Raw genomic sequence first — 14,448 nt, forward strand, 5'->3', positions numbered from 1 at the left:
GTCGCGATGCCGGCGTGAAATGTTTGCGTTATATAGATTGCAGCCTGCTTAATGTTAAACAGGCTTCTAGGGCAGATATGCTCCGGCACGAGTTAATTTGATTTCGTTCCCAGATTTTTGATAGACGCGAAACAATGCAAGATTGCTTGTTGTTGGAAAAAAATCCTCCTCGCGGAATGTAACGTAAATTCCTATTTTCGCGGCATAACTTTCGATTGATTTTAATTCTACGATGACCCAGTCGCCGACGCGTGCGCTTCGGAGTGCGGTGAATGGCATCGCAACTGAAAACATCGAGAGAGCTTGCTGTTCGAAAGTTAAAATTGCAGCTTGCAATCTATTTTTCAATTCAGTCGCACGTCTGGCAATGGTCGCAATTTTTCCTTCAAGATCCAGAATCTGATTATGCAGGTTGCTAATATAAAGATCACTTTGTTTAAGTTGAGGTCGAATATCTTTTAAGGCATTCCATGCTTTGAATGCCTGCACAATCGCGATTACTCCCATAATTGCTGCGAGAACCCGCACCGGGGTAGACGGAACCCAAGGTAATACACAAATCCACGAAATTCCAGTAATACCTATCGCTAATTTTTGAAAAATGCTTTGTTTTTTTTCTTTATCCATCAATAAAGAATGGGCTTCATTTTGTTTTGCAAGTGAGTTTCTATAGTTTTTTTCTTCCACGCGATGTTGGTAAGCAGATGCTGAGGCAGAACATGGCGTCCAAGTCAGTATTTGATCCATAGCTGTAAAAGCTCCACCATGTATTTTTGAGACATTTAAAATTTCCAAGGTGGTGGGGGCTTTCCAAATATGAGTCATTGACGAATTAGACAAACGATATTTAAGCACCGGTTGGCCAGCAGAAATAACGTCGCCAACACGCGGATATGTAATAATTTCGAGCGTATTTCTTCCGTTTAACGTGAGTTTTCCAGCATCTAATACGTATGTGGAATTTGGGGTCGGTGATATTGAATTTAACTTAGATGCGTTAAGAAATTCGCATGCATGAACATGTATCTCTCGAAATTGGCGTTGGATTGATCGTCTGCATGAAAATATTCTTCTTGAAACAATGGGGTTGGTGATCATGCTTCGATCGTTAGTCGAATCGATGCCAAAAATTTCTGCTATTGTATTTTCTGAAGCACAAATGTTTTTTGCAGGGGTGTCGATTTTGGATTGAATATCCTTTATGAAGGTACTGAGACCATCCTTGTGAGCTTCAAACGCGGGATCGCACAAGATATTGTCTAGTACAAGTGGATGGCAATAAAACGCCTGTCTCAATGACTCCAAGGACCCCGGTAGTTTGTCTGCATATGCGCGCTGACGTGCAAGCTCCAAATGAGTTTGTGCGTACCACCCGGCTTGCTCAACAGCGTTCTCTGCATAAATTTGCGCTTGTTCTCGATCGACACCTGCTACGGCGCGAGCAGCAAGAATTAACGATGCCGCTGCCCTTAATGGTTGGTCAGTCTTTCCGTAAATTCGAGCCGCTCTGTCAGCAAATAAAGTTGCTTCTTGAGCGGCCTTAACTCGTCCTTTACTCAAAAGGACCCGGGCCAGCCATTCGTTGGCAACAGGATCAAGTGGCCGAAGTAAGGACGCTTCTCTTAAATGTTTCTCGGCGATGCCTCTCTCACCTATTTGCAGAGCAAGCTGCGCTTCACGAAGTTGTTCATCTGCGGCAAAAGCTCGCTGGTTCCTGGCTATTTCCAGAGCTGATTCTGCTGATGGTGATTTTAATAACAATGCTAATTCAGAGATCGGTTCTGCGTGCATTGTATTCAGTTTCATCAATTCGGCATCAGGGATTCCAGCAACTTCATCTCCGATTTCCCAGTCCGCACTTGAATCCTGACCATTCTCTTGAAAACGGATTTCCCAAACGGTTCTAATTATTGCGCCAACGACGCTATCTATTAGTGATTGCCATTCTTCAACACAAGTTGGACGGTCATACATTGCTGCACGCTGGTTGCGCATCACTTCTTGTTTGAATTCTTCAAGACTGGAATTCGATTGCAAAATTTGATCGTTGGTCTGTGGAGAAGTAATAAAAAAAGGTAAAACACGTGTTTCGCAATCGTCCTCTATCGCCGTACGATATTCAATGTGTGTGCAGCTTAATTCTGTGCCGTGAATTTTTGGGCCATATGTATCGCCAACCAAAAGCACCATAAGTTCTGAACGCTTTACCCAACTCATACAAAGGGCAGACGGCGATTCCGTGTCTGCACCATTGTCATTTAGTTCTACCGCGTGTATCGGCACATGTGGGAAGTCATTCAATTTTTGCGCGATCATTTTGCGGAAATCGCTGAACTCTGAAAAACGAGACGAGATAAATATTGCAATTTTCTGAACTGACAAGTAATTTCTCCTGATGCAAAAAATTACTATTTTGACATATTGGAAATGCTTGTAGCTTTGAAGGTTAATTGTTTGTAAACAACCATTCCAAAATTTTTAGTTATTTTGAGTCGCAAAGAGCCATGAAAATGTAATTGATGATTTTCCGATTATGCCTGGTTCAAACAAGGTTACAGATCAACAAGTTCGATTTTCGCTGGCGACTTGTAGAGCACTGAACGCCCCACTCGCCCTTTGAATTTCAGTTTTTCTTTGAAATAGTACGTAAACGCATCGACCAGCTCCTTGGGAGCCCGAGGGTCAAGAAGGATGTTATCGATGAGCTTATGCGGATTGACTGGTACTGCGATTCCCTTTGGGACTTGAAGTCGCTCTACATCTGGACAGTAGATCGTGGCGCGCCATTCGGACTCATGAGTAAAAGCCTCTCGCTTGTAGTACAAGATTTTCGCTGCAGTTGATAAGTCAAATTCATTCTCTAGTGCCGAGGCGATCTCGCGAACCTTGAGGTTCAGATTGTGCTGGCTTAGATATTCCACCTTTCCAGTTGTGCAATGATAGCCGCCAGCCTTGCTCGCAGTCCTAACAGCATGAGAAAGCTTCTTGGTGGAAGTAGACAGCCGAACGCCCATATGCGTCGGCGAATAGATTCTCCACATTGCATCAGACACGCCCAATTGCCCCCAGCATTGCGCGAACAACGCGTGACTTACCTGATGCGAGATCCGCGTTTCGTATGGATCATCCCAGGCGCTTGGATGTGCGAAGTGGAGGCTTTCACTCTCAAAAATCTGAACCGCACGGCTGAAATCCAAAATACGATAAAGCCGACCAGCACTCATCCCAGATGCATTCGTCATTCCTATACCCCAGCCCGTTGTTGATCAATTAGTCGAATTTCCATTTTGCAACTATAGTATATATTGATTTGATAACGAATCTCGCTTGACCTGGATATATATACAGTGTACGATTTTCGTACTAGGACGGTTTGAAAACTATACAGGGAGGATGGCGTGACGGAAATGGAATCCAAGATCCGGGAAATCCTAGACACATTTTGGGAAGATAGGGCGATCCCAACCGAGGATGGCGGGAGCATCGTTGATGCCCTGGTCGCACCAGTTGAATCCCTGACGGCCGTTGAGGTGTTAGTCGATCTTGACAAAATCACCGGGGAGAAAATTCCCAACACGGTCATCCAGGCTGGTGGATACATGACCAAGGATGAATTTCTAGACAAGCTTACCGCTTCAGTTTTGAAGCACTTAACGAGCAAGTCATGAGCCGCGAACAACTTGACCAAGATACCCAGCAGCGGGTCGAGCTGGGTGCACGTATCCGACAAGCCCGCGAATATGTGGGGATGTCGCAAGATGATGTCGCAACCACACTAGGTATATCTAGGCCGGCGGTCACCAATATCGAATCCGGCGCACGGAAAGTCGAAGCCTTAGAACTAAGCAAGCTTGCGAGCTTGTTCGGGGTTACCACCGAAGAGTTACTCTCCGGGCATCAAAATATCGATCGTGAGCGTGTCGCCTTTTTGGCCCGTGCGACCCAAGGACTTTCTGACTCCGATCTTGATCAGCTGTACCGCTTTACTGAATATCTACGTAATTCGTCGAAACCGGGCCGCCGAGGTAAGTGATGTCTACACGTGATGACCTGCTCAATGCCGCACGCAGAGCAAATGAAGTGCTGGATGAATTTGAAGTCCGCAAACGCATCGAGCTGGGATACACCCGCATCGATCCGGTTCGCATTGCTGAAAACGCAGATGTTCCGGTCATGTTTCAGCCACTGAACAAACTACTGGGGGCCTACTTGAACGAGGGGCGCCCCGGCATCATGGTCAACATCAACCGTGGCCCGGGCCTAGTCCACATGACTTGCGCCCATGAATTGGGGCATTTTTTCCTGGGCCACCAACCTCAGACAGATCTGTTAGTCGAGTATGGTGACCTGGCCAACATCGTTGAGCGACAAGCCGACCAGTTCGCATTTTCGCTCCTGCTACCAAGGTGGTTAGTCAAAGAGATCATGAGCCGTAAGGAATGGACTTCACTTGCAGATCCAGTCGTGTTGTACCAACTATCCTTGCGCCTTGGTACCAGCTACACATCGACCATCTGGACGCTGCAGCGCATGCACGTCATTAGCCCTGCGAGAGCGAATGAATTGGCTCATGTCACGCCAAAGACGATCAAAGAGCACCTTACTGGCGGCGAAGTACCAGATGATAAAGGCGATGTTTGGTTGGTTGATCAACATGATCGCAATTCCATCCTTGAACCACACAAGTCGGACTACTTTGTTTTCGACCTGCCCAGCAAAGCCGGTGCCGGCTATGTCTGGTCTCTGGACGATGTCGTTGCAAAAGGATACGCGGTGGAGCCGTTACAAAACGATGTACGGGAAACGCCCGTGGAGCAGCATTTTGGCCAAAATCCGGAGTTTGGTCCTGTCAACACCCGGCGGTTCGTGGCCATTCCGGCAGCTGGCGATGACGTAAAGCCCGGCACTTCGGAAGCGTTTTCGATGTATCAACGTCGCCCCTGGGAGAATCGTCCTCTGGCGGGAACTGACAATCAGTGTACGTTCAACACCGAATTTGAGTTTATTACGAATGGTCTCGACCCAAAGGAACGCATGCGTCGCGTTGAGGAAGTGAAGGCGACGGCATGATCGAATCTTTGATTGACTTCTCTGCGGTGCTGGGACCAGCCCGCGATCAAGATATGCGCGGAATGTGCTTGGCTTTCGCTTCCTCTGACCTCAATCAGCGGATCAACGGGCTGTCTGATTATCTCAGTGTTGAATACCTAGCTCACCACGCCGCTAAAGCTATGCCTGGTTGGACACCGGTCCACGGCCTCAATTTTGAGGTCGTAGTGAAAGCATTGGCGACGCCTGGCCAGCCGCTTGAAAGCGGCTATCCATATGTTCCGTCGAAAGACGACCAGCCATTGGCTGCTCCGCCATCCAATGTGGGAAAGCTTTACATGTGTACTGCAAACCAGAACGGCAAGGTCGAATCAACCGTACTTGCCGCGTTACAGGCGAAGAAGCCGGTTTGCCTTGGCATGGCAATTAATGACGAATGGTTCACCCCTCAGCACGGAGTCATCAAATATCTGACGACCTACACCAATGACAGGCATGCGGTCCTTGCTGTGGGTCTGGGCATCGACCATTCAGCAGGTGAGCGCTTTATCCTGGTACGCAATAGCTGGGGCCCCAACTGGGGCAACAGGGGACACGCTTGGCTCCCTGAGCGTTATTTAAAAACCCACCTTCTTCAGTCCTTGATCGGTTAACTATGGCTAAAATCTTTGACGGCACTACTGGGAATCGTATTGTCCCGATTTGGCATGCGGCGGCAACGCATTTGCTGCATGCCCATGAACGAACTGACATGAATCTCGTTCTCGAGATTATTGATCCAATGACGGTGACCGAAGAAGACAAAAAACTGATGCGTCAGATTGACGTGGCGCTGAAGTCTCCCGGCTGCGACCTCACCCTGGACACTGTCGCGTCCACCATTTTCCCCTACCGCATGTATGAACGACATGGCCGACCGGCCATGTACAAGAAATACTTCAGCGCGCTGGATCGTGGAAAGAAGAGCGGTACTTGGGGCACTTACGCCGAGCGAATTATGTCTCATCCTGCCAAAGATGGGATCAACACCATCAATCCCTTGAATATGCTGGTTGAAAAGCTTCGTACGAACGGCAAAGCCCGCCAAAGCTTCAAGTCTGCGTATGAATTGAACTTGAGTGATCCCGAGGCGGATCTGGCGCCAATCCTGGATTTGTTCGGCGATGGCGGAGATATCCCTACCTACAAAGCCGTGCTCGATGCCAAGGCGACTCGCAATCGCCCATGCTTAAGTCATGTGAGCTTTAAGCTCGTCGACACCGATAAAGTGAACCTGACCGCCATTTATCGTTCGCACCACTATTGTGCTCGCGCGCTGGGAAATCTGGTGGGCTTGGCCCGGTTACTTAACTTTGTCGCGAAGGAAGCGGAGCTCGAAGTCGGACAGTTGACCTGCATCTCTACGTTCGCCACCCTCGATACCAGCACCTGGGGCGGCGTAACTAAAACGAGGAAGCTGCTGGGTTCCTATAAACCTGATTAAAACAAATCAGCCTGTGTTGATGCTACATTCTTCAGAACCGGCCCGTAAAGGCGCTCAATGCCTGCTCTGAAGTCACTCACGCCACCATAGCTCGGGTGGCGAATACATTCGACTTCCACGCCAAAAGAACTGGCGTACTTGGACGCATCCTGCCCGATGCAGATAATACGCTTGATGTTCAGCCAGCTCACCAGTTCACGGTTCAACGCATCAACTAACTTCAGCTCGTGAGACGTGAAGCGACGGTTTGTCATTTCGTCGTCCTGCACATGGGGGTGGAATGGGAAGACATTCCAAAGCAGAGGAGGTTGTGGCAACGCGCAAATGGCGGCCCAGATCTCGGTAGCAGTGCGCTCTGCGACCAACGGACCGCGGGTCGCACGCTTAGGAGCGCTGCCAGGATAGCGCGCAGCAAATTGGGTCAAATGCGACTCGTCGGTCAGAGCCAAGCCCGTGCGTCGCCCTCCACGATAGCCCAAATCGCGCCCCATCCAGATGGTGTCGACGGCCAACTCCTCAACCGCCTGCAGATAGGACCTCAAATTCTTACGTCGGACTGTCGCAGCATTGTCCAGGTCGCAGGCATCGCATTGATCTGCATACGGGTTAAAGACATTGGGTAGACTGATTTCTGCCAGCGCAGCAACAAATTTCTTAGCGTTCACGATTGGGCTTTCTGAGGAACATAGGTGATCGTGTGATCATGCATATTGACCTTAACAATACCGCAACGATCTTTACGCAGTAGGCGGAAGACCTGGAAGCCATCTAGAATTGCACGCTCCCACTGCCACAAGGGGCAGTTGTCAACCTCATACCCGGCAACCATGCTTTGGACTTGCTTGAGGAGGGCGTATTCTAACTTACCTTCCTTAACGTCCTTGAAGAATTCGCCCTTGTCGCGCGCGTGGTTAAAAATCCAGGTCGCAATTCCCTCTTCGATAATCATCGCGCGAGCTCCGTCTTCATTCTCGTCGACCGTCGAGCGACTCTTGCGCTTGAGCTTCAGCAAGCCACGGATAACTGGCGACCAACCTAAATGAGCCACATATGCCAGGTGAAACACGTCATGAAAACGATAGTCGTCTTGCTCAAGACGATTATCAGTCAGTGGATCCCCAATGTTCACGCCACGCCAGCGCTGAACAACGAAGAGCCGCCCATTCACAGTACGCTCAATAAACTCAATTTCCAACTCGCGCGGCAATTGCTCGTGCTCGAGGTCGTCTTCATCAAAGTACGGCCCATAGGGAGCGTCATCGCGCCGCCAGCGCGATTCGATTTTCTGCAGGTTGGCAGTCGACACTGATGTCATTTTCAATCCATTGCTGGCGGCAACCAATGCCAGCAATTCTAGAAGCTTGGCATACAGTTCGACATTGGCGTCGCTGCTAAGTTCCTCTGACGCTGCACTGAAGTTCTCGAACAGACCACTGGTACTTTCAGCCAACTCGTAAAGCAGTTTCCCGAAATCATCGGTCATATGATCAATCTGGAAGGCGATGAGACCGTCAATCTGACTAAATCGAATGCCCTTGCCAAATCGCTCCACTTTCGAGATACCCAAGCGCTTCTGAAGATGTAGCAATGCCATTTCGCCGACCTTATCAAGGCCCACGCCAATCCGTCGGGTAAAGGCGGCCAAATACCAAAGGGCGTCGCCAATTTCCTCCAGCGCGATTTCCTGCTTCGAGACTGACAGCGGCGTCTCACGATGGAATTTCTTCACCGCGGAGAGCAGGCCACCGGCTTCGCCGAAGAAACCGTAGCGCATCTGACTAAGTGCTTCAACGTTCTCACCAAACTGGTCTGAATAGGCCGATTGAGTTTGGTATTCCACCAGCAGCATATCTACGTCAGAAGTGCAATCCATAGACTTTCCTTAGACAGTAAGGAGCAGTGAAAGTTGCTGTGCCGGCTCAGCCTGTTGTGCGGTAATTTGTCGCTTCAATTCGCGCGCGCACGCAATCAGCACTTCACGGTCGGCCAAAATAGCGCCCATCTGAAGCGCCTTGGCACGAACGGACAATGTCACGTCGTAATGTGGGTAAATCGATTGGCTTTGAAACCATGCTCGCTTCAGCCCAACCTTGGCCGCAAACCTATGCAGTTCATCTGGAGTATCGGCAACCATATGGCACCAGATCCTGCCGCGCCATTCGATGCACTCGTCGTCGATATACACGGCCATTCAACACCCATAATATTTGCAAATATTTCGATATAATATGCAAACCTATGAGGAAACACAAGCCAGTTGAGCCACACATTGCAACCATTTTTGGAGGCGAACTTAAGCGCGCCAGGGAGCGTCGTAAGCTAACGCTTGTCGACATCTCATCAAAGATTGATGTCCACTACGGACAGCTCTCAAGGTTCGAATCTGGCGACTTCAAAGTACTCTCTCCAAATTTGCAAAAATTTGCAAAATATTTGCATGTTCGCCTCACCGAACCAGTCCTTGATTTGTCAGTTCGATTCGAACGATTGGCTTCCAGATCACCACGTCACCTGGCCGCATGTAAGCGCCTAATCGAAGCACTTGAAAAATTGGAATAAGGAGCGCAGCGCCGCTGTATCAACTTTGGCGCGATGCTCCCTGGCGTCGCCGGCGTGGTGCCGGCCGATACGTAAGCGATTGGTGGTCCAAGTCGACGGTAATGATTCCACCGCAGTTATTCTTCAACTGCTCAAAGGCCACGTAACCCTGATGAATCGCGTCCTGCCATTGTTTCGCAGTACATGCACGCACCTCCAGTCCATCCACGATGCGGCGAATTGTCTTCAGAAGACCAATGTCAATCGAGGATTTCTCCAAGTACCATCCACGTTGCTGTGCCTGGTTGAAGACCAGGATGGACACAGCTTCCTCAACAATAACTGCCCTGGCTCCGTCTTCAACTTCATCCACTTTGTCGTCCGATTTCCGCTTTCTTTTCAGAAGGGAGCGCGTTACCGGTGACCAGCCCAATACGGCCGCATACGCCAAATGAAAAACATCATGAAAACGATAGCCGTCATCTGTATGGGCGTTGTCCGTAAGCGCATCGCCAATGGCAACATCGTTGATTGAAATGCGTACCTGGATACCGTTCTTTAAAGGTTTTTCGAGGAAACTAACTTCGAACTTTCGCGGAATTCGCTCATCCAAAGGATAGCTGAGGTCAAAGACAGCTACTTTGCCCTTGGAATAAAGCGACTCCGCTTTCTCTGCATTCGTTTGAACGATTTCCCTGAGTGGAATCTTGTAGAGCGAAGCCAAGCTCGTTAAGTACCACAGGATGTCGCCGAACTCTTCGCGCAGTTCCTGTTGAAACAGGGGGTTGTCCCGTTGCAGAACCAGCTTCTTAATCATGCTATGGAGATCGCCAATTTCGCCGACTAAGCCCAATAGCGACACTATACGAGTCTTGCGCTCATCCGTGCGCTCAACCATGGCCTGATACTCGTCAAATGTCTTGATTTGAACGAGTGTATTTTGTTTTCTTTGAGAACGTGTGGCCATATGCGTCCTTACACAATAAAACGATAAGAACTACTCATATGGCGATATTGCCAATAAAATTAACTAAATGCAATTAATAGTTATGACTGCCCGTCAGTTCCTTATTCTTGAGGAATTGCATATAACTGGCATAACCCGAATAACTCCGCGGCCTTGACGCCGCGGTCGGGATAGACGAAATCCATGTGAGGAAGCCGAATTACGTACGCCGTCCTTTTAGGGGCACGAGGCAGATTGCAATAACTTCGACTTTTTGATTGCAAAAAATGAGCTGTGATTGCACTAACTTTGACTGCCTCCGTCATCCGACAAATCAAACGTCAATATTCCCCGCCCTTAACGCATTCCCTTCAATAAACGCGCGGCGTGGTTCTACGTCGTCGCCCATCAGGGTGGTGAAGATTTGGTCAGCAGCGATGGCGTCTTCGATCTGGACTTTGAGCAGGCGGCGTACGGTTGGGTCCATGGTGGTTTCCCACAGCTGTTCCGGATTCATTTCACCCAGACCTTTATAGCGCTGTTTGGAGACGCCGCGTTCGGCTTCGTCGCGCAGCCACAGCATGGCGTTGTGGAAGTCTTGTACCGCGATTTCCTTGGCTTTTTCGCCTTCGCCACGACGGATGAATGCGCCGTCGCCGATCAGGCCGGTGAAGGTGTTGGCGGCGTGTTCCAGCACTTTGTAGTCATTGCTATCCGCAAAATCAGCGTCGATATGGCTGACTTTGATATTGCCATGATGCAGACGTTCTACGCGCAGGCTGAAGGCGCCGGACAATTCGTCGCTGCGTACGATGGCTTTGACGGATGGGTCGGCAATCGCGGCGGTCATGGCGTCGGCAGAGGCTTGTGCGTTTTCTGCGCTGTCCAGTTTCAGGGTGACGCCGGTCATGATGGCGGTCAGCGCGGCGCGGTCGATCACGCGGGTTAAGCGGGTCATGACGGCATTGGCCAGGTTGTACTGACGCACCAGTTCGCCCAGTGCTTCGCCCATGATAGGGTCGGCACCGGTGCCAGGGATCAGGGCGGCGCCATTCAGGGCCACGGTCATCATGTATTGCGCTTCTTCGGCATCGTCTTTCAGATAGCGTTCATCGCGGCCGGCTTTGACTTTGTACAGTGGTGGCTGGGCGATGTAGATGTGGCCGCGTTCCACCAGTTGTGGCATTTGACGGTAGAACAGGGTCAGCAGCAGGGTACGGATGTGGGCGCCGTCGACGTCCGCATCGGTCATGATGATGATGCGGTGGTAGCGCAGTTTTTCAACGTTGAATTCGTCCGGGCCTATGCTGGTGCCGAGGGTGGCGATCAGGGTGGTGATCTGTTCGGACGACAGCATTTTTTCAAAGCGGGCTTTTTCTACGTTCAGCACTTTACCGCGCAGTGGCAGAATCGCCTGGAATTTACGGTCGCGGCCTTGTTTGGCCGAGCCGCCCGCAGAGTCACCCTCGACGATGTAGAGTTCGCACAGCGCCGGGTCTTTTTCCTGGCAGTCAGCCAGTTTCGATGACAGGCCCAGGCCATCCATCACGCCTTTGCGCCGCGTCAGTTCGCGTGCTTTACGGGCTGCTTCGCGCGCGCGTGAGGCTTCCACGATTTTGCCGCAAATGATTTTGGCGTCGTTTGGTTTTTCAGCCAGGAAGTCGGTCAGGGTTTTGGCGACGATTTCTTCCACCGGGCCGCGCACTTCTGACGAGACTAATTTGTCCTTGGTCTGCGAGCTGAATTTTGGTTCCGGTACTTTGACGGATAACACGCATGTCAGACCTTCGCGCATGTCGTCGCCGGTGACTTCGACTTTGGCTTTTTTCGCGTATTCGTGTTCTTCTATGTATTTGTTGATGACGCGTGTCATCGCAGCGCGCAGGCCGGTCAGATGGGTGCCGCCGTCGCGCTGGGGAATATTATTGGTGAAGCACAGTACCTGTTCGTTGTAGGCATCATTCCATTGCATGGAAACGTCAACGGTGATGTTGGTGCCCTGGTCGGACATGCGTTCGCCGGTGGCCTGGAATATGGTTGGATGCAGTACGCTTTTGGCTTTGTTGATGTATTCAACGAAGCCACGGGTGCCGCCTTCGAACGCAAACAATTCTTCTTTGCCGGTGCGGTGGTCATTCAGTTTGATGCGTACGCCATTGTTCAGGAAGGACAATTCGCGGATACGCTTGGACAGAATTTCGTAATGGAATTCGACGTGATTGAAGATTTCTTCGTCGGCCCAGAAATGCACTTCGGTACCGCGTTTATCGGTCTCGCCTGTGACTTTGATCGGGGAGGTGACGACGCCGTCGACGGTTTCCAGTTCGCGGTTTTGTACCACGCCTTTAGAAAATTCCATCTGATGCACTTTGCCATCGCGACGGATAGTCAGCTTCAGCAATTTGGACAGCGCATTCACGCAGGATACACCCACGCCATGCAGACCGCCGGACACTTTATAGGAGTTCTGATCGAACTTACCACCGGCATGCAGCTCGGTCATGACGATTTCAGCAGCGCTGCGCTTAGGATCGTTTTTGTCATCCCATTTAATGCCAGTCGGAATACCACGGCCATTGTCGGTGATGGAGATCGAGTTATCCGAATGGATGGTGACATTGATTTCTGTACAGTGACCGGCTAAGGATTCATCAATCGAGTTATCCAGCACTTCGAATACCAGATGGTGCAGGCCAGTGCCGTCCGAGGTATCGCCAATGTACATGCCGGGGCGCTTACGCACGGCTTCCAGGCCTTCCAGAATCTGGATGGAGGACGCGCCGTAAGCTTGATTTGGCTGCGCTGGAGTGTTGTCTTGGGTGTTATCGGACATGGCTACCTTCTGTTATTTGGTCTTACTGATATGGTCTTACTGATTCGGTCTTAATGCGTCTGTCTTACTGCTTTGCTCTTAACGATGCTGACTGTTCCGGGTTGCGCTTACGCTTCTGCGGATGTCAGCAGAGCGGGATGAGGATGGGCTGTCGGCTTGCTTGCAGCTTGATATGGGCTTAGCTTTGAACTCAGACCGGCAGCGTGATGTCAGCTGGAATATGCTGCTGTTGCAGCGCTGAATCCACCTCATCCTCCCCCCGGCCGCCAGCGGCAGAGGGGAAGTCAGGCTTCATGTCAGGCTTAAATTCGCATAGGCATGACGACGTATTTGAAGTCAGTGTTGTCTGGAATGGTGATCAGTGCGGACGAATTGGAATCGCCCAGCGAGATACTGACCTGGTCGCATTTCAGGTTGTTCAATACATCCAGCAGATAGCTGACATTGAAGCCGATATCGACGTTATCACCGCCGTAATCGATTTCGATTTCTTCCGCTGCTTCTTCCTGATCCGCATTGGTGGACAGGATTTGCATGCTGCCCGGTGTGATCACACAGCGCACACCTTTGAACTTGTCCGAGGTCATGATCGCAGCGCGTTGCAGCGAGCGCAGCAGCTGTTCGCGGCCCAGCGTAAAGCTGTTTTTATAGCCCTTAGGGATCACGCGGTTGAAGTCTGGGAATTTGCCTTCGACCAGCTTGGAGATCAGTTCGATGTCGGCAAAAGTCAGCTTCACCTGATTGTTAGCGATGTCCAGCTGCACCGGATCATCTTTATCTTCCAGCAGGCGCTGCAATTCAATGATGGTTTTGCGTGGGATGATCACTTCGTGGCGTGGGAATTCCTGTTCCACTTCCACCTGGCAGAAGGCCAGACGGTGACCGTCAGTCGCAACCGCTATCACGTTTTTACCATCAACCACCAGCAGCAAGCCGTTCAGGTAGTAACGGATATCCTGTTGCGCCATGGAGAAATGCACCATGTTGAACAGGTGTTTCAGGGTCTTTTGCGGCAAGCTCACGCTGGCATTGAAATGCTCGGCTTGGGCCACAGTCGGGAATTCTTCTGCCGCCAGGGTTTGCAGCGAAAAGCGGGATTTGCCGGACTGTACGCTCATGCGTTTGTTGTCGAGCTTGAGCACGACATCATTGTCGTCTGGCAGTGCGCGCAGAATATCCAGCAATTTACGTGCAGCCACGGTGGTGGCGATGCTGTCACCACCGGAGCCGATTTCGGCCTTGGTCGTGATCTGCACTTCAATATCGGTCGAGAGGAACGACACTTGCTCACCATCTTTGCGTATGAGGATATTGGCCAAAATCGGCAATGTGTGCCGACGCTCGACAATACCACTCACAATTTGCAAAGGCCGGAGCAGTGTGTCCCGGTGGGTTTTTACCAATTGCATTTGAAATCCTCGCTAATTGTGGTTGTTTGGGTTGAAATAACTGACATCCCTGCTATACATAATTGTCACGTATACCGTCTGTTCTGTCAGATGTTTTGCCATCTGTTGTGCATTTCTTGCATGCTGCCTGCAACAATTTCCTGTCGGAAATCTTGCAAAATTTATGCCCGGCAAGATTGGTGGCGTTCGC

At 50.5% G+C, this 14,448-nt stretch carries 14 protein-coding genes; 6 read left to right on the forward strand and 8 right to left on the reverse strand.

From position 1 onward, the window contains the following. Positions 1-66: 66 nt before the first annotated feature. Together H8K43_RS13105 and H8K43_RS13110 are read right to left on the reverse strand one after the other, a co-directional pair. Positions 67-2,382: a tetratricopeptide repeat protein gene (locus H8K43_RS13105; RefSeq protein ID WP_186904253.1), complete on the reverse strand. Its 2,316-nt coding sequence runs from the start codon at positions 2,380-2,382 to the stop codon at positions 67-69. Positions 2,383-2,552: 170 nt separating this feature from the next. Then, the gene (locus H8K43_RS13110; protein ID WP_186904254.1) at positions 2,553-3,242 is read right to left on the reverse strand and encodes a DUF2971 domain-containing protein; all 690 of its coding nucleotides are present in this window, start codon (positions 3,240-3,242) and stop codon (positions 2,553-2,555) included. A 165-nt stretch (positions 3,243-3,407) separates the two neighbouring features. Between H8K43_RS13110 and H8K43_RS13115 the strand changes: the two genes are divergently transcribed. The 5 genes from H8K43_RS13115 to H8K43_RS13135 are packed head-to-tail and all read left to right on the forward strand — an operon-like array spanning position 3,408 to position 6,532. After that, complete coding sequence (locus H8K43_RS13115) at positions 3,408-3,668, forward strand: hypothetical protein (protein WP_186904255.1); 261 nt, start codon at positions 3,408-3,410, stop codon at positions 3,666-3,668. Continuing rightward, a complete protein-coding gene (locus H8K43_RS13120; RefSeq protein WP_186904256.1) occupies positions 3,665-4,033 on the forward strand; it encodes a helix-turn-helix domain-containing protein in 369 nt (122 codons plus the stop codon). The genes H8K43_RS13115 and H8K43_RS13120 overlap by 4 nt, the downstream gene beginning before the upstream one ends. Continuing rightward, the gene (locus H8K43_RS13125; RefSeq protein WP_186904257.1) at positions 4,033-5,070 is read left to right on the forward strand and encodes an ImmA/IrrE family metallo-endopeptidase; all 1,038 of its coding nucleotides are present in this window, start codon (positions 4,033-4,035) and stop codon (positions 5,068-5,070) included. Before H8K43_RS13120 ends, H8K43_RS13125 begins: the two co-directional genes overlap by 1 nt. Then, positions 5,067-5,702: a C1 family peptidase gene (locus H8K43_RS13130; protein ID WP_186904258.1), complete on the forward strand. Its 636-nt coding sequence runs from the start codon at positions 5,067-5,069 to the stop codon at positions 5,700-5,702. The genes H8K43_RS13125 and H8K43_RS13130 overlap by 4 nt, the downstream gene beginning before the upstream one ends. Positions 5,703-5,704: 2 nt before the next feature. Further along, positions 5,705-6,532 carry a thymidylate synthase family protein gene (locus H8K43_RS13135; RefSeq protein ID WP_186904259.1) on the forward strand — a complete coding sequence of 276 codons (828 nt, stop codon included), beginning with the start codon at positions 5,705-5,707 and terminating at the stop codon, positions 6,530-6,532. Here H8K43_RS13135 and H8K43_RS13140 read toward each other — a convergent pair. The 3 genes from H8K43_RS13140 to H8K43_RS13150 are packed head-to-tail and all read right to left on the reverse strand — an operon-like array spanning position 6,529 to position 8,723. Next, on the reverse strand, positions 6,529-7,197 hold the full coding sequence (locus tag H8K43_RS13140) for a uracil-DNA glycosylase (RefSeq protein WP_186904260.1): 669 nt from the start codon (positions 7,195-7,197) through the stop codon (positions 6,529-6,531). The genes H8K43_RS13135 and H8K43_RS13140 overlap by 4 nt on opposite strands. Then, positions 7,194-8,405 (reverse strand): nucleoside triphosphate pyrophosphohydrolase family protein, encoded by a 1,212-nt coding sequence (locus H8K43_RS13145; RefSeq protein ID WP_222611041.1) that lies wholly within the window; start codon positions 8,403-8,405, stop codon positions 7,194-7,196. Before H8K43_RS13145 ends, H8K43_RS13140 begins: the two co-directional genes overlap by 4 nt. A gap of 9 nt (positions 8,406-8,414) precedes the next feature. Further along, positions 8,415-8,723 (reverse strand): DUF4031 domain-containing protein, encoded by a 309-nt coding sequence (locus tag H8K43_RS13150; protein WP_186904261.1) that lies wholly within the window; start codon positions 8,721-8,723, stop codon positions 8,415-8,417. A gap of 47 nt (positions 8,724-8,770) precedes the next feature. On the opposite strand from H8K43_RS13150, the gene H8K43_RS19270 reads away from it, so the two are divergent. Continuing rightward, a complete protein-coding gene (locus H8K43_RS19270; protein WP_186904262.1) occupies positions 8,771-9,091 on the forward strand; it encodes a helix-turn-helix domain-containing protein in 321 nt (106 codons plus the stop codon). A 19-nt stretch (positions 9,092-9,110) separates the two neighbouring features. Here H8K43_RS19270 and H8K43_RS13160 read toward each other — a convergent pair whose 3' ends face one another. The 3 genes from H8K43_RS13160 to dnaN form a co-directional block, all read right to left on the reverse strand. Next, positions 9,111-10,037, reverse strand: coding sequence for a nucleoside triphosphate pyrophosphohydrolase family protein (locus H8K43_RS13160; RefSeq protein ID WP_186904263.1), 927 nt, complete (start codon positions 10,035-10,037; stop codon positions 9,111-9,113). Between the two features lie 313 nt (positions 10,038-10,350). Then, positions 10,351-12,849, reverse strand: coding sequence for a DNA topoisomerase (ATP-hydrolyzing) subunit B (gyrB, locus tag H8K43_RS13165; protein ID WP_186904264.1), 2,499 nt, complete (start codon positions 12,847-12,849; stop codon positions 10,351-10,353). A 302-nt stretch (positions 12,850-13,151) separates the two neighbouring features. Then, a complete protein-coding gene (gene dnaN / locus H8K43_RS13170; RefSeq protein ID WP_162019655.1) occupies positions 13,152-14,258 on the reverse strand; it encodes a DNA polymerase III subunit beta in 1,107 nt (368 codons plus the stop codon). Positions 14,259-14,448 lie beyond the last annotated feature (190 nt).

The organism is Cognatundibacterium curvum (assembly GCF_014284235.1).
Classification (GTDB): Bacteria; Pseudomonadota; Gammaproteobacteria; order Burkholderiales; family Burkholderiaceae_D; genus Undibacterium; species Undibacterium curvum.

Excerpts from the sequence above, each read along its gene's own strand:
- dnaN (WP_162019655.1), bottom strand. The coding sequence starts at position 14,258 with ATGCAATTGGTAAAAACCCACCGGGACACACTGCTCCGGCCTTTGCAA.
- H8K43_RS13135 (WP_186904259.1), top strand. The coding sequence starts at position 5,705 with ATGGCTAAAATCTTTGACGGCACTACTGGGAATCGTATTGTCCCGATT.
- gyrB (WP_186904264.1), bottom strand. The coding sequence starts at position 12,849 with ATGTCCGATAACACCCAAGACAACACTCCAGCGCAGCCAAATCAAGCT.
- H8K43_RS13150 (WP_186904261.1), bottom strand. The coding sequence starts at position 8,723 with ATGGCCGTGTATATCGACGACGAGTGCATCGAATGGCGCGGCAGGATC.
- H8K43_RS13160 (WP_186904263.1), bottom strand. The coding sequence starts at position 10,037 with ATGGCCACACGTTCTCAAAGAAAACAAAATACACTCGTTCAAATCAAG.
- H8K43_RS13110 (WP_186904254.1), bottom strand. The coding sequence starts at position 3,242 with ATGACGAATGCATCTGGGATGAGTGCTGGTCGGCTTTATCGTATTTTG.
- H8K43_RS13145 (WP_222611041.1), bottom strand. The coding sequence starts at position 8,405 with ATGGATTGCACTTCTGACGTAGATATGCTGCTGGTGGAATACCAAACT.
- H8K43_RS13125 (WP_186904257.1), top strand. The coding sequence starts at position 4,033 with ATGTCTACACGTGATGACCTGCTCAATGCCGCACGCAGAGCAAATGAA.
- H8K43_RS13115 (WP_186904255.1), top strand. The coding sequence starts at position 3,408 with ATGGAATCCAAGATCCGGGAAATCCTAGACACATTTTGGGAAGATAGG.
- H8K43_RS19270 (WP_186904262.1), top strand. The coding sequence starts at position 8,771 with ATGAGGAAACACAAGCCAGTTGAGCCACACATTGCAACCATTTTTGGA.
- H8K43_RS13130 (WP_186904258.1), top strand. The coding sequence starts at position 5,067 with ATGATCGAATCTTTGATTGACTTCTCTGCGGTGCTGGGACCAGCCCGC.
- H8K43_RS13120 (WP_186904256.1), top strand. The coding sequence starts at position 3,665 with ATGAGCCGCGAACAACTTGACCAAGATACCCAGCAGCGGGTCGAGCTG.